This window comes from Pseudomonas sp. NPDC089547, assembly GCF_050280665.1.
GTDB lineage: Bacteria > Pseudomonadota > Gammaproteobacteria > Pseudomonadales > Pseudomonadaceae > Aquipseudomonas.
The window spans coordinates 46,709-68,369 of the sequence record NZ_JBNNVS010000008.1; the positions used below are offsets into that span (position 1 = coordinate 46,709).

Sequence of the window (21,661 nt, forward strand, 5' to 3'; positions counted from 1 at the left end):
CCGCCCTGCAACCCCCACCGCAAAGGAAAACCAACAATGAACGCGCCTTTCGCCCCGCAACGCCAGACCCGTGACTACCAGGCAGCCGATGCCGCGCACCACATCCACGCTTTCCTCGACCAGAAGGCCCTGAACGCCGAAGGGCCGCGGGTGATCGTTGGGGGTGAGCGCCTGCACCTGTGGGACAGCGAGGGCAAGCGCTACCTGGATGGCATGTCTGGCCTGTGGTGCACCCAGCTTGGCTACGGGCGCCGCGACCTGACTGCTGCCGCTGCCACGCAGATGGACCAGCTTGCCTACTACAACATGTTCTTCCACACCACCCACCCGGCGGTGATCGAGTTGTCCGAGCTGCTGTTCAGCCTGCTGCCCGGGCACTACAGCCACGCGATCTACACCAACTCCGGCTCTGAGGCCAACGAAGTGCTGATCCGCACCGTGCGCCGCTACTGGCAGGTGATGGGCCAGCCGAACAAGAAGGTGATGATTGGTCGCTGGAACGGTTACCACGGCTCGACCTTGGCAGCCACGGCGCTGGGCGGCATGAAGTTCATGCACGAAATGGGCGGGTTGATCCCGGATGTCGCGCACATCGATGAACCCTACTGGTATGCCGAGGGTGGCGAGCTGACCCCGGCCGAGTTCGGCCGCCGTTGCGCCTTGCAGCTGGAGGAAAAGATCCTGGAACTGGGTGCCGAGAACGTTGCCGGCTTCATCGCCGAACCGTTCCAGGGCGCCGGTGGCATGATCTTCCCACCGGAAAGCTACTGGCCGGAAATCCAGCGCATCTGCCGCCAGTACGATGTGCTGCTGTGCGCTGATGAGGTGATTGGTGGCTTTGGCCGCACCGGTGAGTGGTTTGCCCATGAGTACTTTGGTTTCGAGCCCGACACCCTGTCGATCGCCAAGGGCCTGACCAGCGGCTACGTGCCTATGGGCGGGCTGGTGCTGAGCAAGCGCATTGCCGAAGCCTTGGTGGAGCGGGGCGGGGTATTTGCCCACGGCCTGACCTATTCCGGCCACCCGGTGGCGGCGGCGGTGGCCATCGCCAACCTGAAGGCGCTGCGCGACGAGGGCATCGTGGCTCAGGTAAAGGACGACACCGGGCCGTACCTGCAGTGCATCCTGCGCGAGGTGTTTGCCGACCACCCGTTGATCGGCCAGGTGCAGGGCGCCGGGCTGGTGGCAGCGTTGCAGTTTGCCGAGCACAAGCCAACGCGCAAGCGTTATGCCAACGAGAACGACCTGGCCTGGCAGTGCCGCACTTTCGGCTTTGAAGAAGGGGTGATCATTCGCTCGACCCTGGGCCGGATGATCATGGCGCCGGCCCTGATTGCCAACCACAGCGAGCTGGATGAGTTGGTGGAGAAGACCCGCATTGCCGTAGACCGCACGGCCCGCCTGGTCGGCAAGCTCTAAACCGCTCTTATAGAACTGCGCATCACTTACTGATTTAGCAGAGTCCCTGTGGGAGCGGGCGTGCCCGCGAAGAATCCAACACGGTGTATGGCACCGGCTTCGCCGGTGTTCGCGGGCATGCCCGCTCCCACAGGGAATCGAGTGGTTTTCTACAGAAAAGACTGCTGCAAAGTCATAAGGAGTACAAATGTACACCCTCGAATTCTGGCAACAACGCGCCTCGGACCTGTACCTCCCGTCCCAGGCGCTGATCGACGGCAAACCCGTCAACGCACAGGGCGGTGCCACGTTCGCTGCCATCAACCCCGCCACCAACACCGTGCTGGCCCAGGTTGCCGCCTGCGGCCAGGCCGAGGTTGACCTTGCGGTGGCCAGCGCACGCCGGGCCTTCGAACAAGGCCCCTGGGCGCGCATGGCCCCTGGCGAGCGCAAGAAAGTGCTGCTGCGCCTCGCCGAACTGATCATGACCCATCGTGAAGAACTGGCCCTGCTGGACTCGCTGAACATGGGCAAGCCGGTCATGGACGCCTACAACATCGATGTGCCGGGTTCGGCCCATGTGTTCGCCTGGTACGGTGAGGCGCTGGACAAGCTCTACGATCAGGTGGCGCCCACTGCGCCCAACGCACTCGCCACCATCACCCGCGAAGCGCTCGGTGTGGTTGCTGCTGTGGTGCCCTGGAACTTCCCGCTCGACATGGCCGCCTGGAAGCTCGCACCCGCATTGGCCGCCGGCAACAGCGTGGTACTCAAACCCGCCGAGCAATCACCGTTCTCGGCCCTGCGCCTGGCCCGGCTGGCGCTGGAGGCCGGCCTGCCGGAAGGCGTGCTGAACGTAGTGCCGGGCCTGGGCGAGCAAGCCGGGCAGGCGCTGGGCCTGCACCCGGATGTGGACTGCCTGGTGTTCACCGGCTCCACCCAGGTAGGCAAGTACTTCATGCAGTACTCGGCGCAGTCCAACCTCAAGCAGGTATGGCTTGAGTGTGGCGGCAAAAGCCCCAACCTGGTGTTCGAGAACTGCCAGGACCTGGACCTGGCAGCGGAAAAGGCCGCATTCGGTATTTTCTTCAACCAGGGCGAGGTGTGTTCGGCCAACTCGCGGTTGTATGTGCAGCGCTCCATCCATGACGAATTTGTCGAGCGCCTGCAAGCGAAGGCCCGCCAATGGGTGCCGGGCAACCCGCTGGACCCGGCAAGCCGGGCCGGTGCCATTGTCGATGCCGAGCAAGCCGGCCGCATCGAGGCCGCCATTGCCCGCGCCGGGCAAGAGGGTGCACGGCTGGTGAATGGCGGCCAGCGCCTGACCATCGACGGTTCGGACAACTATATCGAGCCGACCATTTTTGCCGATGTCGATAGCCGCATGACCCTGGCGCGGGAGGAAGTGTTCGGGCCGGTGTTGGCGGTCAGTGCCTTCGACACGGAAGAGCAAGCCGTGCGCCTGGCCAACGACAGCATCTATGGCCTGGCGGCCTCGGTGTGGAGCGATGACTTCAACCAGGTGCACCGCGTGGCGCGGGCATTGAAGGCCGGTACGGTGTCGGTGAATACGGTTGACGCGCTGGATGTGACGGTACCGTTTGGTGGGGGCAAGCAGTCGGGGTTTGGCCGCGACCTGTCGCTGCACTCGTTCGACAAGTATTCGCAGCTCAAGACCACTTGGTACCAGCTGCGCGGGTAGTACTCGCCCAGAATGGAGCTAGTGTAGGAGCGGCCTTGTGTCGCGATCGGGCCGCAAGGCGGCCCCAGGATTCAACCGTGGTGCAGAGATTTCTGGGGCCGCTTTGCGGCCCGATCGCGACACAAGGCCGCTCCTACAGGGCCCGTGCCCTGGCGGCTATTGCCTTAGAAGTCCACGCTAGCCGACAACTGATAGGTTCGCGGCGCCCCCAGCCCCAGGGTCTGGGTCAACGGCACACCCCAGTAATCCTTGTCCCCCAGGTTGGCAATATTCGCGCGCAAGGTCACCGGCTTGCTGGCGACCTGGGTAACGTAGCGGGCGCCAACGTCGAAGATCGTGTAACCCGGAATCGACAGGCTGTTGTCGGCATTGATGTACTGCTTGGACTGTGAGGTCACGTTGCCGGTCAGGGTCAGCCCGTCCAGGCCCGGGATGTCCCATTCCATCCCCAGCTTGCCTTGCAGCTTGGGGTAAGCAGTGGCGGTCTTGCCGTCGTTGGCGCCGCCTTCGGTCTTGGTCAGCTTGGGGTCGACATAGGCCACGCCGCCCATCAGGCGCACGTCGGGCAGAGGGGCACCGAAGAAGCTCCATTCCACCCCACGGTTACGCTGTTCACCATCGAACGAAAAGATGTTGGTGACCGGGTCGGTGTAGCTGCCCGGGCGCTTGATTTCGTACAGCGCCAAGGTGTGGCTGAATGTGCCCAGGTCGAGCTTCAGGCCGATTTCCTTCTGCTTGGATTTGTACGGCGCGAACACGTCGCCATAGTTGGCAGCAGTGATCGGTGCGGCAGCGCCTTTGCTCAGGCCTTCGATGTAGTTGGCGTAGAGCGACAGCTCATCGGTCAGCTTGAACAGGACCGCCCCGGCGGGTGTGGTGGCGTGGGTGTCATAACCTGGCTTGTTGCGTGCGCCGGTGTTGGTGTTGTACGTGTCGGTGACCACCTCCTGGCGGCGCACGCCGAGGGTGAGTTGTATGCGGTCATCCAGCACCGACAACGTGTCGGCGATGCCGTAGCTTTTCAGGTCGTTCTCGGTGTGGGCAATCAGTGGCCAGGCCTCTGACACTTTCGGGCCCCAGACCGGGTTGTAGATGTTGGTCGTCCAGTTCGAACCGGCGGCGCGGCGGCCAAAGTCCTTTTGTTCATCGCTGTACTGGGTAGCGTTGAGCGACCATTGGTGGCTGATGCCGAAGGTGTCGAAATGCCCGCGCAGCCCGACTTCGGCAGAGGTCTTGTGGATCTCCATCTGCAACTGGCCCATCGCCGTGGTGAAGTCGCCGGCGCTGTTGTTCACGGTGGCGGTCAGGGCGCCACTGTAGCGATAGTCGGTCTTGCTGGTACCGACCGCACCATAGGCCAGTAGCTGGTCGTTCAGCTCATATTCGCCACGCAGGATGACGCCTTTGTCCTTGGTTTCCACATAGGCCCAGTCGGGGTTGAGCAGCGTGTCGTTGCTGGGCGGCCTGGGGACCGGCACGCCAGCGGCCAGGCCCATGCCACGGTTCTGGCCGTTGATATGGTCATCGGTATCGAACAGGTCAAGCGACAGCCTGGCGCGTTCACCACGCCAGTCCAGGGCCAGTGAAGACAGCACGTTACGCTGGCTTTGGTCGTCGATGGCGGTATCACCGTCGCGGTACATGCCGTTGAAGCGCACACCGAACTGGTTGCCCTCGCCGAAGCGCCGGCCTACATCGATATGGCCGCCAAGCTGGGCGTCGGAGGCATAGGTGGCGGTAAGCCGGGTCAGTGGAGTGTCACCAGCGCGCTTGGGAATGAGGTTGACGATACCGCCTACCGAACCGCCCGGTGGCATACCGTTCAGCAGCGCCGACGGGCCTTTGAGTACTTCGATACGCTCGTACATTTCGGGCGAGGCACGGTAGAAAGGCGCCATGCCGAACAGGCCGTCGACGGTCATGTCGCTGACGCTGGTCTGAAAACCCCGGATCGAGTAGTTCTCACTGTAGGTGCCGGTCAGGCCGTTGCTGAAAACCGACGGGTCTGTCGCAGCGATGACGTCAGTGATGTCGCGGGCTTGCAGGTCCTGGATGTAGGTGTCGGTGTAGCTGATGGTGCTGAACGGGGTCTCCATGAAGTCCTTGTTGCCCAGCAGGCCCACGCGGCCGCCCGTCGCCACCTGGCCGCCGGCGTACACCGGGGGCAGAGGGTCGGCGGCGTTGGCCTGGGCATCGATCACCGTGGCTTGCAACTCCGACACGGCTGGCTTTTCTTCAGTCGCCTCGTGAATGGCAGGTGTTTCGGCGCGCGCGGTGATGGGCGCTAGCGCACAGCCGCCAATGGCCATACCGATGAGGACTGCTTGGGACAAAGGGGTGCGCTGTAGCGCGGGCGACGGGTGAGCAAACAGGGGGCGATTGGACACGCGATGGCTCCAGGAAGTGTGGATGGCAGTTGTGTTTTTGGTTTTAAAAAGCGAAGACGTAAGGCAAACGAGAATCACGCGCTATCGCATTGCCAGGCGACAGCATGAGGTATGGCTCAGTCCTGATAGCCCCTGATCACGTCATCTGCGATCAGGGCCAGTGATGTCGGGCTGGCGGCCGTGACGTACCAGGCCTGCGGGTCGACGAACACCACGCGGCCATGCTTCCAGGCGTTGGTCTGGCGTAGCAGCGGGTTGTCGAGTTTGGCTACGGTCATCAGCGGGCGGTGCTCCATCACGGCAGTGCGGTCCACCACGTAGAGGATGTCGGGGTTGGCCTGCTGGATGAACTCGCTGGAGATCGGCTGGCCATGCAGGCCGGTGTCCAGCGTGGTGGTGGCCGGTTTCACGCCCAGGTCATTGAAGATGAAGCCGTAGCGCGACTGCACACCGAAGGCACTGAAGGCGCCGTTGTTGTGCAGCACCACCAGCGCCCGTTCCGGGCGGTCGCGGATGACATTGCGCGCCTGGGCCAGCTTGGCTTCCAGTTCGTCAACCTTGCGCCGGGCCAGGTCCTGCTTGCCGAATATGTCGCCAAGGCTGGTCAGGTGCTGTTGGACTAAAGCGACATGCCCGGCCTCGCTGTCGCGGTAATCCACATCAAAGTGCAGGGTCGGCGCCATTTCGCTCAGTTCGCCATAGTGGCTGGCCTGCAGCGAGGTGATCAGGATCAGGTCGGGCCGGGCAGCGTGTACCCGCTCAAGGTTCGGCTGCACGATCGAGCCGACATCTGCGGTTTGCGCGGCGTCCTTGTAACGCGCCAGGAAGTGCGGCACGAAGTCCTTGGGCATACCGGCCACGGCCACGCCCAGCTGGTCGAGGAAGTCCACTTCGTTCATGTCCAGGGCCACTGTGCGCTGTGGCAGCTGGCTGATCACGGTGGTACCCAGCTTGTGCTGCACGGTAACCGGCAGGTAGTCGCCCTGGTGCTTGGCGTTCACGGTTGCCGTTGTGGCCGTCGTGGGTTCGTTGCAGCCGTGCAGGGCCAGGGTGGCGCCAAGCAATAGCGCCAGCGGCCAGCTACTGGCGGGGTAGTTGCGGTTCATCATTGTGCTCCGGGTGGGTTGAAGTAGTTGCACAGGCGGCCGCGCGCGCCGTGGGTGATTTCGAACTCCAGCCCGTATAGCGCGTGCAGCTGTTGTTCAGTCACCACCTGCTCGACGCTGCCGCTGCAATGCACCCGGCCGTTGTGCATGGCGACGATATGGTCGGAGTAGGCGGCGGCGAAGTTGATGTCGTGCACCACCAGGATCACCGTGCGGCCGAACTCGTCACACAGGCGGCGCAAGGCGCGCATGATCTGCACGGCATGGCCCATGTCCAGGTTGTTCAGTGGCTCATCGAGCAGCAGGTAGTCGGTCTGCTGGGCAATGGTCATGGCCAGGAATGCCATTTGCCGTTGGCCGCCGCTGAGCTCATCGAGGTACGCCTTGCGCAGTGGCTCAAGGGACAGAAAGGCGATGGCCTGGTCGATGGCCTGGCGGTCTTCACCCGTAAGTGCGCCGCGGCTGTACGGGAAGCGGCCGAACGCGACCAGTTCGTCGACGGTCAGGCGCAGGTTGAAGTCGACCGACTGGCGCAGGGTGGCGACGCGCCGGGCGTAGTCGCCGATGGCGATGCTGCTGATGCTTCTGCCGTCCAGCTGGATGTCGCCGCTGCTCGGTTCCAGCAAGCGCGCAAGCATCATCAGCAAGGTGGTTTTACCCGCGCCGTTGGGGCCGATCAGCGAGGTCAGCTGCTGGCGCGGGAAGCGGGTGCTCACTCCGCTCAATACGGCCTTGCTGCCGTAGCGTTTGTGCAGGTCATGGACAGCTATCATGCGGCTCCCCGGTTTCGCACCATCAGGGCGAGGAAGTAGGTGCCACACACCAGGTTCACGAGGATGCCGACGGTGGTCCTGTAGTTGAAGACATGCTCGACCAGCAGCTGGGCGGCAATGAACACGGCAATGGCCACCGCGCTGCCAAGGGCCAGCGTGACCTGGTGGCGGAAGGTGCCGGCCACGGCGTAGGTGATGTTGGCGACGAATACGCCCATGAACGCCGTGGGCCCCAGCAGGCTGGTCGACACAGCCACCAGCGCCGCGATCACTGCCAGCAGCAGGCGCACCTTGCGCCCGTAGTCCACGCCCAGGGATATCGCCTGGTCGCGCCCTAGCGCCAGCACATCCAGCACCGGCACCGCTCGCGCCAGCAGTAGACACAAGCCCGCCACCAGCACAGCCGAATACAGCAGCAATTGTGGCGGTGCCCGGTTGAACGAAGCCTGGGCGTAGCCCAGCAGCATCGAGAATTCGCCAGGGCTGACTTTCAGCTGGACGAACTGGGTGAAGGTGGCCATGACCATGGTCAGCACCAACCCGACCAGCAGCAGGAAATGGACGTTGCTTTTGCTGTCGCGAAACAGCCAGCGGTGCAGGGCCCACGAGTAGCCGAGCATCAGCAGCACCGAGAGCAGGAAGTTGCCGCTACTGCCGAGCACCAACAGGCCCTGCCCCCCCATTGCCAGCACCAGCAACGCCTGCAGCAGCAGGTACACCGCCTCGTAGCCCATGATCGACGGGGTAAGGATGCGGTTGCCGGAAAGGGTCTGAAAGGCGATGGCAGAACAGGCCACGCACACGCCGCCGATGACCATGGCGGCCAGGCGTGCGAGGCGCTTGGGGATGACGTAGGCAAAATCGAGCCCGGCGTTGGCGAATACGAATACCAGGGCCAGCACGATCACTGCCAACCACACGCAGTGACGGCCCCTCATCGCTGCCTCCAGGTAATCAGCCCAAGGAAGATCAGCCCACCCAGGCCGCCCGCCGTCAGGCCGATGGGCACTTCGAACGGGTAGATCAGCAGCCGCCCGAGCAGGTCGCAGACCAGCAGCAAGGTAGCGCCGCCCAGTGCCACCAGCGGCAGCGTGCGGCGCAGGTTGTCGCCAAAACGCATGGCTACCAGGTTGGGCACCACCAGGCCGACGAAGGGGATGGCGCCGACGGCGATCACGCTGGCCGACACCGTCACCGCCACCAGCAGCAGGCCCAGGGTGATGTTGGCGGTGTAGTTCAGGCCGAGGCTGGTGGCCATGCCTTCGCCCATCCCCAGCACGGTGAAGCGTTGTGCATACAGGTAGGTGACCAGCACGATCGGCACAATCAGGTAGAGGATTTCGTAGCGGCCCTGCACCACCTTGGAGAAATCACCCAGCAACCAGCCCTGCATGCTTTGCAAAAGGTTGAAGCGGTAGGCGTAGAACTCGGCCAGCGCACTCAGCACACCGCCATACATCAGGCCGATTACCGGAACCAGCACGGCGTTGCGGGCGCGGATGCGGCGGATGATGGCGACGAACAACAGGCTGGCCGCAAAGCACACGGCGAAGGCGAACAGCATGCGCAGCAACGCCCCGGCTGCTGGCGCCAGGCCCAGTGACAGCAGGATGCCCAGGCGTGCGGCGTCCAGCCCACCGGTGGTGCCCGGCTCGACGAAACGGTTGCGCACGATCTGCTGCAGGATCACCCCGCACACCGCCAGGCCCACACCCACCAGCATCAACGCCGCCAGCCGTGGCAGGCGGCTCGCGGTCAGCGTCAGCCAGGCATCACCGTGCAGGGTAAACAGCTGGGCCCAGGCCAGCTCACGGGCACCCACCGCCAGTGAGGCGACGCACAACAGCAGGAACAATGCCAGCCAGGTCACGCGCATCATTCATGGCTCGCTTGCGGTACAGCGATGCGCCAGCCACTGGCGGCGTGGCGCTGCTCGAGAAAGCGCGCATAGCGGCCGCCAAGGGCGCGTAATGCTGCCGGCGAGCCTTGCTCGACAACCTGGCCCGCTTCCAGCACCACGATATGGTCGGCCATGGCGACGGTGCCGAGCTGGTGTGCGATGACCACCAGTGTGCAGCGCCCACGCAAGCTGTGCAGGGCCTGGGCAATCAGGGCCTGGTTCTCGGCATCGAGGGCTGCGGTGGCTTCGTCTACCAGCAGCACGGGCGTTTGCCTGATAAATGCGCGGGCAATGGTCACACGCTGGCGCTCGCCGCCAGACAACCGTGCACCCCCTTCACCTACGGGCGTATCAAGGCCTCCAGGCAGGCGCTCGATGATGCCCGCCAGCCCGGCCATGTGCGCCGCCTGCAACACCTCGGCGTCGCTGGCGTCGGGTTTGCCGATGCGGATGTTGTCGGCAATGCTGCCCTGGAACAGCCAGGTATCCTGCAGCACCTGGCTGACGGTGTCGGTGAGGCTGGCGCGGGGTATGTTGCGCACGTCCACGCCGCCAATCTGCACGCTGCCTTGGGTGGTGTCGAAGAACCGCGTTATCAGGCGCAGCAGCGATGTCTTGCCCGAGCCCGACGCGCCGATGATCGCAGTCATGCTGCCGGCCGGGATATGCAGGCTCACGTCATGCAAGACGTCCGGGCCTTCAGCGCTGTAGCGCAGGCTCACCCCTTGCAGGTCGATCGCGCCATCCACTGGCTGCAGGACCGCGGCGGGCTCCGGCAATGGCTTGGCTGCCAGGATGCGTTCGATCTCCTTGAGCTGGCCATGCGCCCCGCGCAGGATCTCGACATGGCTGGCGACCTCCTGCAACGGGTCGATGAAACGGCACACCAGCGCCAACGCCAAGATCACCGCCACAGCGTCCTGCGGCTGGGCACCGGCGTGGCTGCCGAACCACAGGCCAGCGGCTACCAGCAGCGTGGCGAATGTCATCTGCACGGCCCAGCTGTTCAGCAATGCCGACAACGAAGCCCGGACGATCAGGCCCGCGCTGCTGCTGCGTTGGCACTGAAGGCTTTGTTCCAGCAAGCGCTTTCCACCCCCGGCACCATTGAAGGCGCGCAGCACGGACTGCGCCTGGGCAAATTCGACCATTCGCATGCTGGCTTCGGCGAAGTGCTGGTTAAAGGCCTGGTCGGCGCTGCGCCCCAGGCGGGCACTGAGCAACAACACGGCTGCCAACGCCGGCAATGCCAGTAGAGCGATCAGCCCCAGCGGCGGGTGCAGGGCGAACAACGCAAGCAGCAACACCAGTGGCGTGACGCTGCCGCTGATCAAGGGTGTAAGCACATGGGCCGGCAACTGGGCCACGGCCATCGTGCCTTGGGTGATCACGTGGCCAAGCCGTGCCGTGTTCTGCGGGGTGAACCAGCCCAGCGGCAGCTGAGCCACGTGCGCGCCGATGTAATGGCGGCCACCTTGCAACACTGCCACGGCCAGGCTGATACCTGCCTGCTCCACGCGGCGTCGCCAGGCCCAGCACAGCACCAAGCCGGCTGCCAGTACGGCCAGCCAGGCACTGGCAGCACGTACTTCGTTGTTCAGCAGGTGCAGCATGATCGGCGCCAGAGCACTGATGGTCAGCCCACTGAACACCCCATACAACACGGTCATCAGCCAATAGCGACGCCATGCCGGGGCGCTGTCGCCCAGCAGTCGAACGAAGGTTTTCAGCATGCTGGCAGTGCCTTCTCCACGGTGTTCTGATAGCGGCCCTGTTCCCACAACCGGGCATACAGGCCTTGGCGCGCGAGCAATCCGGCGTGTCGGCCTTGTTCGCAGAGGGCGCCCTGGTCGATCACCAGGATCTGGTCGGCGTTCATCACGGTGTCCAGCCGGTGGGCGATGACCAGCAGGGTGCGACCCTTGGCAAAGCGCGACAGGGCATCCTGGATCGCCGACTCGCTTTCGGCGTCGGCGGCTGCGGTGGCCTCGTCCAGTACCAGCACAGGCGGGTCGAGTAGCACGGCGCGGGCGATGCTCAGGCGTTGCTGTTCGCCACCTGACAATTGCGCGTCTTCGCCTATCACCGAGTCATAGCCACGCGGCAGCTGCAGGATGCGTGCATGAATGTTGGCCAGGCGCGCCGCCGTTTCGATCTGCTCACGGGTTGCAGCCGGTTGGCCCAGGGCGATGTTTTCGGCCACGCTGGCATGGATCAGCCGCACGTCTTGCAGCACGAAACCGATGCGCCGGTACAGCTCGCGGCTCTCGACCTGCCGCAGGTCGACACCGCCCAAGGTGATGCGCCCGGCATCGGGGTCGAAGAAGCGCAGAAGCAGGCGCGCCAAGGTCGACTTGCCGGCGCCGGAGGGGCCGACGATGGCGGTGGTGGTGCCGGGGGCCAGGTTGAAGCTGACGTTGTTCAGCACAGGGGTGCCAGGCACGTAGGCATGGCTCACCCGTTCCACGCGTATTTCGCTGCCGTTGGGCAGGCTGCCAGCGGCAGGAGCCGGCAGCACCGGCGTAGCCAGCAGAGCCTGCACCCGCTGGGCTGCTGCCACCGCGTTGTTCAGGTCATGGGTGATGTAGTGCAACAACTGCAACGGCGCGCACAGCCCCGGCGTGACCAGGGCGAAGGGCAGGATCTGAAGCGGCTCGATCCGGCCCAGGGCCACGAACAGCATGCCGGCCAGCAGCACCACGCCCAGTACTGTCACAGGCGCGATCAAGGCATTGGCCCGGGCCATCGCCGCAACCAGTGGGCGGGTGAAGCCGGTGAAGGTGTCGGCGAAGGCATCGACCGCCGCACGGTAGCGGTCCTGGGCATTGCCGTGATCGCCGAACGCTTTGACCAGCGGCATGCCATTGATGAACTCGACCACTGCATTGTCGATGCGTGCCATACCCGTGACCACGTCACCCATATGCGCTGCGCTGGCCTTGATGGCCCGGTGCAGAAACAGGAAGAACACGGGGAAGGGCAGCAGCACGACCAGTGCCAGGCCCCAGTCCATGGCGAACAGGTAGGCCACCGACACTGCCACGGCGCCGACGGCGCGGCCCAAGGTAGTGAAAAAGTGCGCGGTCAGGCTATGCAAGGTGCCGATGTCGTCCTGCATGGCACGTTTAACCTCGCTCGACGCTCGTTCGCTGAACCAGCCGAGCGGCACTTGCACCAGGCGCTGGCCAATGGCGACGCGCAAGTGATGGGTGATGTGGTTGTCGGCCTGGTGCGCCAACAGCTCGGCGGCGGTTATCAAGGTCATCCCTGTGAACAGGCTGGCGACGCTGGCCGCGATCGCCCAGCCAATGGCGCCCGTTGAGCCAGGTTCGCTCAGGGCCAGCTGTGCGAGGTGCGCAACACCTGCCAGAGGGACCAGGGCCAGCATCGCTCCCGCGGCGGACAACAATGCCGCCAGGGCCAACCGCCCGCGAATGGGATAGAGCACACGGCGCAGAGGGCTACGCACCTTGCTGCCGACAGGGGCGGCGTCGAGGGGGGAGGATGAGTCAGACATGAAACGGGCCTGGGAAGCTGAAAACGAATTAGTTGCATGACTATAAACTAATTTGCGAAAACCCGACAAGACGGCTACAAGACTGTCTTCAAGAAGCCCGGAGGACCCGATGCAACCACCTGAACGTACGTCTGGACGCGGTCGCCCGCGCACCATTACCCGTGAACGCATTGCTGACGTCAGCATCGCCATTGGCCTGCCCGGCCTGACCTTCGTTGGCGTGGCGGCTGCGTTGGGGGTGAGTCACATGGCGTTGTACAAGCACGTGGCAAACATTGAAGCGCTCAAGTGCCTGGTGGCCGAGGAGATCTTCCAGCGTTGGCAGATCCCCAGGCCGCAGGGTGATTGTGCAGAAGGGTTGCAGGCCTACCTGATGCGCTTTGCCACGTCGGTGCAGGCGTTTGTCAAGGCTCACCCCGGGTTGACGCCCTATGTGATCCGCAGGCTGGCGGCAACCGACGCGATGATCGACAAGATCAACGACCACCAGGCGCACATCGCCCAAGCATATGGCCTGAGCCTGGAGCAGGCGCGCTGGTTGCTGTCCACGGTGGCGTTCCATGGTTTTGCGGTGGCCGATACGGTGTACACCGTGTCGGGGCGTGAGCCGCTGCTGGATGCCGACCGGGCAGGGGAGGAGTCGGAGATGGAGGTGGAGTTGAATGAAGGGATGCAGGCATTGATTGTTGGCGTGCTGGTGATGTTGGAACAACGGGCTTGCACGTGATCAGCCTACTGGGTGGCAGGGTACTGACAGATGTGGGCCGCTTTGCGGCCCTTCGCGGTGCAAGCCCGCTCCCACAGGGTTCGCGCTTGGCCTGCGCTTTGCGCAATCCTGTGGGAGCGGGCTTGCCCGCGAAGAGGCCCTGACAAGCGCTGAAATTGTTACCTGGATTTCTTCGTTCGTCCCGGCAAAACCGCCAGCCGCACTCTACACTCCTGCCAGGATGGGCCAGGGCTAATTGCCACCATTGGGCCTGTCACGCTGCCTGCGAATGGCTTCGGCCCGCATGATCGTCCTGGCTGCTCCCTCAATTTGCATCACATGGAGTACCTGGAATGGGCTGCGTGTCGACGGGTCGTGTTGCTGACAAAGCCAGGCGTGGCATCTCGCTGCAATGGCTGGTGGCGCTGGCCATTGTGTTGGGCATGCTGCTGCTCGGTGCCGCGCTGGCCTGGCAGGGCTACCGCGGTATCCGCCAGACCCTGGTCGCCGCTGCCGCAGATGCTGCCCAGCAGGTCGGCAAGACCATCGACGAACGCGCCCGGCGCCTGATCGACCCGGTACAGAGCAGCATCCGCCTGCTGGCGCACAACCCTACTGCGCACACCCAGGCACAGCGCCTGGAGAGGTTGCCGCAACTGGTCGAGACTCTGGACGCCAACCGCATGCTCAGCGCCGCCTACATGGGCTACGCCAACGGCGATTTCCTGTTGGTCCGCCGGTTGCGTGACCCGCAGCTGCTGGAACGGTTTGCAGCGCCACCGGGCACGGCATTTCTGCTGCAGAGCGTAAACCGGGATGAAGGCGGGCGAGTGCAGGGTGAGTGGCGCTACTACGACCGGGCGCTGAACCTGTTACACGCCCAGGCCAAACCCGAATACCGCTACGACCCGCGCACCCGCGCATGGTTCGCCGAAGCCAGCGCGCAACCCACCACGGTGCTGACCCCGCCCTATGTGTTTTTCACCACTGGCGAAATTGGCCTGACCCTGGCCCAGCGCAGCGTCGACGGCGGGGCAGTGATTGGCATGGACGTTTCAGTGAATGACCTGGCCAGCGAAACCCAGGGCCTGCGTATCACGCCCGGTACTGAAATTGCCGTGCTGGACGAGCAGGGCAACGTTGTGGCCTACCCGGACTTGCAGCGGGTAATCGTGCACGAACGCCAAGGCGTGCGCCTGTCGCGCATCGACGAGCTCGGTGTGGCAAGCCTGCAGCACCTGTACGCTGACCCGCCACAAGGCCCCCAGTCAAAGCCCTATCAGGTGGACGGCCAGACCTGGTACGGCATGCGCATCCCGCTGACTACGCTCGCCGGGCAGGACCTGCAAGTGCTGATGGCCGTGCCAGGCCACGAGCTGCTGGCCGGTGCGCGCCAGGTGTTGTTCGAGCAGTTGCTCTGGACCGCTGTGCTGATGGCGGTGCTGCTGGTACTGGGGGGCGTGCTCGGCCGGCGCATCGGTCGCCCGCTGAAGCAGCTGGCCGTGCAGGTGCAAGGTCTGGCCGGCTTCGATTTCAGCCGCGAAGTCGGGGTGAAGTCGAGGGTGTCTGAAGTGCGCGAGCTGAGCCAGGTGCTTGGCCGGATGTCGGGCACCATCCAGGGCTTCCAGGCCATCACCCTGGCGCTTAGCCGGGAGCGCGACCTGGATCGCATGCTTGATGGTGTACTGACTCATCTGGTGCACGCTGCCGGGGTCGAGGCCGGCGTGGTGTACCTGTTTGACGCCGACCACGGCTTGCTGCGCCTGGCAGCCTCATGCCGCGGCGAGCAATACCCGGCCGAGTTGGCGGTGGACGAGGGCGCGCGCCACACGCTGGCTGCGCAAGTTACCCAAACCTTGGGCCTGCACGAGCGCAGCCTGGCCGTGGTGTTGAATGACCGCAGCCAGGCGCTGTTGGGCATTCTGCTGTTGCAACTGGATGAGGCGCAGGCGCGGGGCCAGCTGGGCCAACCGTTCCAGCGGTTTGTCGAGGAGCTATCGGGTGTGGCGGCGGTGGCCATCGAGACGCGCCAGATGGCCGAAGCCCAGCAACGCCTGATGGACGCCATGATCAAGCTGCTGGCCGATGCCATCGATGCCAAAAGCCCCTATACCGGCGGCCACTGCGAGCGGGTGCCGCAACTGGCGCAGATGCTGCTGGACCAGGTAACGGCCACTGACAGCGGCCCGTATGCCAGCTTCAGCATGACCGACGCCGAGCGCTACGAATTCCGCGTGGCGGCCTGGTTGCACGATTGTGGGAAGGTCACCAGCCCCGAGTACGTGGTGGACAAGGCGACCAAGCTGGAAACCCTCTACAACCGCATCCACGAAGTACGCATGCGTTTTGAAGTGCTGTGGCGCGATGCCGAGCTGGCGTACTGGCAAGGCCTGGCCAGCGGTGGCGACCCGCAGGTGCTGCAAGCCGCCCTGGCCTGTAGCCAAGCCCAGCTGCACGAAGACTTCGCCTTCGTCGCCCAGGCCAATATTGGCGGCGAGTTCATGCAGGACGCCGATATCGAGCGCCTGCAGCAAATCGGCCAGCGCCGCTGGCGGCGTCACTTCGACAACCGCCTGGGCATTTCCCGCGACGAGGCCGAGCGCTTCGCCGGTGCCCTGCAACCGGCACTTCCTGTAGACGAGCCCCTGCTGGCCGACCGTGCCGAGCACCGTGTGCCCTGGGGCGAACGTAAGCCACCGGTGGTCAAGGGTGACCCGCGCAACCACTGGGGCTTCGACATGCGCCTGCCGCCCTATGCCAGCAACCACGGCGAGCTGTACAACCTGTCGATCCGGCGCGGTACGCTGAACGACGAGGAACGCTTCAAGATCAACGAACACATCGTGCAGACCATCATCCTGCTCAGCGCGTTGCCATTCCCCCGCCAGCTCAAGCGGGTGCCTGACATTGCCGGCAACCACCACGAAAAACTGGATGGCAGCGGCTATCCCCGCCGGCTGGGTGAGCAAGACCTGGGTATTGCCGAGCGGGTCATGGCCATTGCCGACATTTTCGAGGCGCTGACGGCGGCCGACCGGCCATACAAACCCCCGAAGACGTTATCCGAGTCGGTCAGGATCATGGTGTTCATGGCCCGCGACCGGCACATCGACGGGCAGCTGCTGCAACTGTTCTTGAGCAGCGGGGTGTACCGCCAGTATGCCGAGCGCTTCCTGCGTGCGGAGCAGATCGATGAGGTGGATGTGCCGTACTGGCTGGCGCAGATCAATCAAATTACTTAAAAAAATCGGATGTAGACCCTTCTTTGCGGGCTTTGCTTGAGTCGGCGTTAGGGCTGGCCCTTTCGCGGGCTTGCCCGCTCCCACAGGGTCACCATAGGTTCATGGCTTGCAGAGTTCCTGTGGGAGCGGGCGCGCCCGCGAAGAGGCCCGTCCAGGCAGCCGAAAAACTTCAGGGGATACATCGCGGCGCTCACTCATATCCTCGCACTCCGGCAATATGCCGCCCGGCCACATAGCCAAATGTCAACGCCGGCCCCAGGTTGATGCCACCCGACGGGTACCAGCCACCGAAAACACTGGCCATGTCGGTACCCGCCGCATACAGCCCGGCAATCGGCTGCCCGGCCTCATCCAGCACGCGGGCACTGCCATCGGTACGTAGCCCGGCGAAGGTGCCAAAGCAGCCGGGCTTTACCTTCACCGCATAGAACGGCCCGTGCTCGATGGGCGCTACACAAGGGTTCGGCCCCTTGTGCTGTGGGTCACCCTGCTTGCGGTTGAACGGCGTGGAGCCACGGCCAAACGCCGGGTCCTGCCCTTTGCGGGCATGGGCGTTGAACGCGTCGACCGTGGCTCGCAACCCGCAAGGGTCGATGCCGCAGGCCTGGGCGAGCTGTTCGAGCGTGGCGCCGCGCTTGAGGTAGCCGCTGCGTACATGTGGCCACACCGGCAGCGGCGCGGGGCGGGCATGGCCCAGGCCGTAGCGGCGCAGGAAGCGGTGGTCGCAAACCAGCCACGAGCACACGTCCTCACCCTGCGGCACTGCCGCGACCATGGCCGATACATAGTCGTAATAGCCGTGCGCTTCGTTGACGAAACGCTTGCCGTTGGCCAGCACGCCAATGATGCCCGGCTTGCCGCGCTCGATGATGTGTGGAAAGTGGCCGATACTGCCATCGCGGTGCGGCACCTGCGAAACCGGGGCCCAGGCCACTGGCGACTTCAGGTCGGTGGCCACCACGCCGCCGGCCGACTCGCCCAGGCGCAGCCCGTCACCTGAACAACCTTGCGGTGGCAGGGCCAGGTTGTCTTTGCCGCTGACATCGCGCGGGAACAGTTGCCGACGCCGGGCGCTGTCGTTGGGGAAGCCACCTGCCGCCAGTACCACGGCCTTTGCCCGAATCATGTGTTCGCCCTGCGGCGTTGCGACCAAGGCGCCCCGTACCTGGCCATCTTCTACCAGCAGGCGTTTGGCTGGCGCGGATTCTTGCAGGTGCACGCCAAGCGCTTGTGCCGACTTGGCCAGGCGTGCCACCAGCGCCACACCATTGACCAGATGCATCGCCCGCCCGTGCCGGGCCAGGTGATACAGGTGGCGGCCAAAGCGCTTGCAGACATGCAGCAAAGCCTTGGGCGAGCGGGTCATGTTGAGGAACGCGGCAAGGTCTGCGCCCGCCATGATCGGCATGCCCATGAACGAGGTTTCGCGCATGGTTTTGCGCAAACGTGGTAGCAAGGCGCCCACCTCGCGGGCGTCATAAGGCGCGGCGATCACCTGGTGGCCCCCCTGGGCGGCGCCCGGTGTGTCCCCATGCATGTCAGGAATTCCGTTACCGTCGGCAAATTGCAGGGCTGTGTGCTTCTCGAAGAACGCCACCATATGTGGGCACGCCTCAAGGAATGCATCGACGCGCTCAGCGTTGTAATACGCGCCCAATTCATTGCGCAGGTAAGTGCGCGGCTGTTCGATGTCCTCCTCGATGCCAGCGCGCCGTGCCAGCGGGTTGCGCGGCACCCAGGCCCAGCCCCCGGACCAGGCGGTGGCGCCGCCAAACACCGGCTCCTTCTCGACCACGATCACCTTCTGCCCATGCCAGGCAGCTGTCACCGCCGCGGCCAGCCCGGCGGCGCCGGAGCCTATGACCAGTACATCGCATTCGGTATCGAAGGGCGCAGAAGGCATCGCTGTATTCCTGTATTGTTATTGGAACAAGGTTCCATATTCTCATCATCAACGATTCTACCCGCAAGCGCGAGGTGCCTGCACATGGCAAGTACTGGGCGATAACCGGACATTTCATTGGTCGCTGGCTTCGGTACCTATCGCCGGTGTGGAATCATCTTCTAGAATTCGCAAAAAAATCAGGGACCTGTAGTCATGGCTGGTAGTCAGATCGAACGCGCCTTCAGTCTTGTAGAAAGCCTTACCGGCGAACCGCAGGGGTTGCCACTGCAAACCCTGGCCGAGCGCCTGGACATCCCCAAAAGCGCTGCCCACCGCATGCTCACCGAGTTGGTGCGGTTGGGCTATGTGCGGCAGAACCGCGACAATAGCCGCTACCAGCTGTCGGCCAAGCTAGTGGCCCTGGGGTTTCGCTACCTGTCGAGCAACGGTGCCGACATCATCCAGCCGATCCTCGACCGCCTGGCCCAGGACAGTGGTGAACTGGTGCGCCTTGGCGTGATTGACGGTGCCCGCCAGACCTGGATCGCCAAATCCCAGGGCGCCCGTTCCGGGCTGCGTTACGACCCGGACATGGGCCGCGACGCACCGCTGTTCTACACCGCCTCCGGGCATGCCTGGCTGGCCAGCCTGGACGATGAGCAGGCGCTACAGATGGTATTGCGCCAAGGCATCGCCGACCCCGCGCAGTTCGGCCCGAACGCACCACGTTCCACAGACGAACTGCTCGCTTACCTGCACCGTGCCCGTGAGCGTGGTTATGCCTGGGTTGAAGAAACCTCGGCCATTGGTACCTCGGCGTTGGCTGCCGTGGTGCGACGCCCGTTCACGGAGGAAGTGATCGGCGTGTTGAGCGTCGCAGGGCCCAGTGCTCGCATGACGAAAAGCCGCCTGGCAGAGCTGGCGCCGTTGTTGCTGGCTGCGGCGCAAGAACTGTCGGCGGCCAGCCGGGCAAGCGAGTTGTTTGCCTGACGGCACTTTTCCGGTCGATTACCGCACAGTCTGTTCTGCCGGTTCTTCATAAAAGCAGAACCAGGTTCTAGATTGTCTTCCGTGGATTGTGGAACTGAATTTCAGAATCTACAAAACAACAATGACAAGAGGACAGGCTGTTGAACGCACCCCTTCGTATTGCCTTGATCGGCGCCGGCATCATGGGCCGCCAGCATTACCAACACTTGCGCAATGTGCCGCAAGCCCAGCTGTGCGCGGTGGCCGACCCTGGCCCGCAGGCTGAAGCCTTTGCCGCCGAATGTGGCGTACCCTGTTTTGCCGACCACCGGCAAATGCTGGAGCACGCACGCCCCGAAGCCGTAATCGTTGCCAACCCGAACAACCTGCATGTGGCTTGCGCCCTGGATTGCGTCGAGGCCGGTGTGCCGGTGCTGGTCGAGAAGCCGGTGGGTGTGCACCTGGATGAGGTGCGCGCGTTGGTAGAAGCATCGCGCCGCCATGGCGTACCTGTACTGGTAGGGCACCACCGGCGGCACAATCCGCTGATCGTCAAGGCGCACCAGGTGATCACCGACGGCAAGCTGGGCCGGCTGATCAATGTCACCGCGCTGTGGCAACTGCAAAAACCCGACAGTTACTTTGAAACGGCTTGGCGGCGTGAGCAGGGCGCCGGCTTCTTGCTGACCAACCTGATCCACGACCTCGACCTGCTGCGCCACCTGTGCGGCGAGGTGGTGCAGGTGCAGGCGTTCACCCGCAACGACGTGCGCGGCTTTGCCAACGAAGACAGCGCGGCGGTGCTGCTGCAGTTTGCCAACGGCGCGTTGGGCAGCCTGACCGGTTCCGACGCCGTGGCTGCGCCGTGGAGCTGGGAGCTGGACTCCGGCGAAAGCCCGATCTATCCGCGCCAGGAGGGTCAGCCATGCTACCTGCTGGCTGGCACACAGGGGGCGCTGAGCATTCCCCAGCTCAAGCGCTGGCACTACGCCGAGACAGGCTCGGGATGGCATACGCCGCTGCTGCAAAGCGAAGAAAGCATCCCGGCGGGTGAGGCGCTGACCCTGCAATTGCAGCATTTTGTGCGGGTTGCGCGGGGTGAGCAGGCACCACTGATCGATGCTGCCGACGGTGGCCGCACCCTGGCGCTGATCGAAGCAATCCGCCAGGCAGCGGAAACGGGCCGCGCCTGCGCCCCCGAAAGCATTGCCTGACGCAACCTTATTTTCTGGTGACGATAAATGACTGATCGAATTTTCTCCCTCGCGGCCCTCACGGTGCTCGAACTGTCCCCGCCGGACATGGTCGAGGCGGCTGCCCGCGCCGGCTACAGCCACGTAGGCCTTCGCTTGGTACCGGCTACCGAGCAGGAGTTGCACTTCCCGCTGGTGGCCGACGCCAACCTGCGCCAGCAGACCCAGGCGCGCCTGCGCGACACGGGTATCAAGGTGCTCGACCTGGAGATCCTGCGGCTGAAACCGGAAACCTGCGTAGCCGATTTCGAACCGATTCTGGCGATAGGCGCCGAGCTAGGGGGGACTGAGTTGCTGGTGGCAGGCAACGACCCGGATGAAGCCCGTCTGACCGAGCGCTTTGCCGCGTTGTGCGAACTGGCGGCGGGGTTCGGTATTCATCCTCACCTGGAGTTCATGCCCTGGACCGATGTGCGCAACCTCGACCAGGCCATGCGAGTGGTGGCCAACGCCAACCGCGCCAACGGCTGTGTGCTGGTGGATGCTTTCCACTTCAATCGCTCCAGGTCTTCTTTGGATGACCTACGGAAACTGGCGCCGCAGCGCATGCGCTATGCCCAGCTGTGCGACGTTGCCGGTCCGGTGCCGGCCGACATGGACGAGATCCTGCGCCAGGCGCGCAATGAGCGGCGTTTCCCGGGCGACGGCGATGCCGACCTGGTTGCCTTGTTGCGCGCCTTGCCGGCAACCGTGCCGCTGAGCCTGGAAATTCCCACCCGGCAGTTGCTGGAGCAGGGCATCAGCGGTGAACAGCGTGCGCGCATGGCGCTGGAGAAAGCCCTGGCTGTGCTGGCCAGGGTCTGACCGGTTATCCGCACACGAA

General features: G+C 64.2%; 15 protein-coding genes. 7 read left to right on the top strand and 8 right to left on the bottom strand.

Annotated elements, in window-relative coordinates:
- Nucleotides 1-36 precede the first annotated feature (36 nt).
- Both ACQKPZ_RS07945 and ACQKPZ_RS07950 read left to right on the top strand, forming a co-directional pair.
- The gene (locus ACQKPZ_RS07945; protein WP_427536728.1) at nucleotides 37-1,419 is read left to right on the top strand and encodes an aspartate aminotransferase family protein; all 1,383 of its coding nucleotides are present in this window, start codon (nucleotides 37-39) and stop codon (nucleotides 1,417-1,419) included.
- 187 nt (nucleotides 1,420-1,606) lie between these two features.
- Nucleotides 1,607-3,100 carry an aldehyde dehydrogenase gene (locus tag ACQKPZ_RS07950; RefSeq protein WP_427536730.1) on the top strand — a complete coding sequence of 498 codons (1,494 nt, stop codon included), beginning with the start codon at nucleotides 1,607-1,609 and terminating at the stop codon, nucleotides 3,098-3,100.
- A gap of 164 nt (nucleotides 3,101-3,264) precedes the next feature.
- On the opposite strand, the gene ACQKPZ_RS07955 is transcribed toward ACQKPZ_RS07950, so the two are convergent.
- The 7 genes from ACQKPZ_RS07955 to ACQKPZ_RS07985 all read right to left on the bottom strand — a co-directional run bounded on the left by ACQKPZ_RS07955 (nucleotide 3,265) and on the right by ACQKPZ_RS07985 (nucleotide 12,783).
- Nucleotides 3,265-5,409 (bottom strand): TonB-dependent receptor, encoded by a 2,145-nt coding sequence (locus ACQKPZ_RS07955; protein ID WP_427536911.1) that lies wholly within the window; start codon nucleotides 5,407-5,409, stop codon nucleotides 3,265-3,267.
- A gap of 194 nt (nucleotides 5,410-5,603) precedes the next feature.
- Nucleotides 5,604-6,593, bottom strand: a complete 990-nt coding sequence (locus ACQKPZ_RS07960; RefSeq protein ID WP_427536732.1) for a siderophore ABC transporter substrate-binding protein — start codon at nucleotides 6,591-6,593, stop codon at nucleotides 5,604-5,606.
- On the bottom strand, nucleotides 6,593-7,366 hold the full coding sequence (locus ACQKPZ_RS07965) for an ABC transporter ATP-binding protein (protein WP_427536734.1): 774 nt from the start codon (nucleotides 7,364-7,366) through the stop codon (nucleotides 6,593-6,595). Before ACQKPZ_RS07965 ends, ACQKPZ_RS07960 begins: the two co-directional genes overlap by 1 nt.
- Nucleotides 7,363-8,304 carry an iron chelate uptake ABC transporter family permease subunit gene (locus tag ACQKPZ_RS07970; RefSeq protein ID WP_427536736.1) on the bottom strand — a complete coding sequence of 314 codons (942 nt, stop codon included), beginning with the start codon at nucleotides 8,302-8,304 and terminating at the stop codon, nucleotides 7,363-7,365. The genes ACQKPZ_RS07965 and ACQKPZ_RS07970 overlap by 4 nt, the downstream gene beginning before the upstream one ends.
- Nucleotides 8,301-9,242 (bottom strand): ABC transporter permease, encoded by a 942-nt coding sequence (locus ACQKPZ_RS07975; RefSeq protein ID WP_427536913.1) that lies wholly within the window; start codon nucleotides 9,240-9,242, stop codon nucleotides 8,301-8,303. Before ACQKPZ_RS07975 ends, ACQKPZ_RS07970 begins: the two co-directional genes overlap by 4 nt.
- Entirely contained in the window at nucleotides 9,242-10,999 is a 1,758-nt protein-coding gene (locus tag ACQKPZ_RS07980; RefSeq protein ID WP_427536738.1) for an ABC transporter ATP-binding protein, read from the bottom strand. Before ACQKPZ_RS07980 ends, ACQKPZ_RS07975 begins: the two co-directional genes overlap by 1 nt.
- A complete protein-coding gene (locus ACQKPZ_RS07985; RefSeq protein WP_427536740.1) occupies nucleotides 10,993-12,783 on the bottom strand; it encodes an ABC transporter ATP-binding protein in 1,791 nt (596 codons plus the stop codon). The genes ACQKPZ_RS07980 and ACQKPZ_RS07985 overlap by 7 nt, the downstream gene beginning before the upstream one ends.
- Before the next feature lie 109 nt (nucleotides 12,784-12,892).
- Between ACQKPZ_RS07985 and ACQKPZ_RS07990 the strand changes: the two genes are divergently transcribed.
- Both ACQKPZ_RS07990 and ACQKPZ_RS07995 read left to right on the top strand, forming a co-directional pair.
- Complete coding sequence (locus ACQKPZ_RS07990; RefSeq protein ID WP_427536742.1) at nucleotides 12,893-13,510, top strand: TetR/AcrR family transcriptional regulator; 618 nt, start codon at nucleotides 12,893-12,895, stop codon at nucleotides 13,508-13,510.
- 332 nt (nucleotides 13,511-13,842) lie between these two features.
- Nucleotides 13,843-16,731 (top strand): HD domain-containing phosphohydrolase, encoded by a 2,889-nt coding sequence (locus tag ACQKPZ_RS07995; protein ID WP_427536744.1) that lies wholly within the window; start codon nucleotides 13,843-13,845, stop codon nucleotides 16,729-16,731.
- A gap of 190 nt (nucleotides 16,732-16,921) precedes the next feature.
- Here ACQKPZ_RS07995 and ACQKPZ_RS08000 read toward each other — a convergent pair whose 3' ends face one another.
- Nucleotides 16,922-18,634, bottom strand: a complete 1,713-nt coding sequence (locus ACQKPZ_RS08000; RefSeq protein WP_427536746.1) for an FAD-dependent oxidoreductase — start codon at nucleotides 18,632-18,634, stop codon at nucleotides 16,922-16,924.
- A 195-nt stretch (nucleotides 18,635-18,829) separates the two neighbouring features.
- Here ACQKPZ_RS08000 and ACQKPZ_RS08005 point away from each other — a divergent pair, with 195 nt between their 5' ends.
- The 3 genes from ACQKPZ_RS08005 to ACQKPZ_RS08015 all read left to right on the top strand — a co-directional run bounded on the left by ACQKPZ_RS08005 (nucleotide 18,830) and on the right by ACQKPZ_RS08015 (nucleotide 21,642).
- Complete coding sequence (locus tag ACQKPZ_RS08005; protein ID WP_427536748.1) at nucleotides 18,830-19,606, top strand: IclR family transcriptional regulator; 777 nt, start codon at nucleotides 18,830-18,832, stop codon at nucleotides 19,604-19,606.
- A 140-nt stretch (nucleotides 19,607-19,746) separates the two neighbouring features.
- Nucleotides 19,747-20,799 (top strand): Gfo/Idh/MocA family protein, encoded by a 1,053-nt coding sequence (locus ACQKPZ_RS08010; protein WP_427536750.1) that lies wholly within the window; start codon nucleotides 19,747-19,749, stop codon nucleotides 20,797-20,799.
- A 27-nt stretch (nucleotides 20,800-20,826) separates the two neighbouring features.
- A complete protein-coding gene (locus ACQKPZ_RS08015) occupies nucleotides 20,827-21,642 on the top strand; it encodes a sugar phosphate isomerase/epimerase family protein (protein ID WP_427536752.1) in 816 nt (271 codons plus the stop codon).
- Nucleotides 21,643-21,661 lie beyond the last annotated feature (19 nt).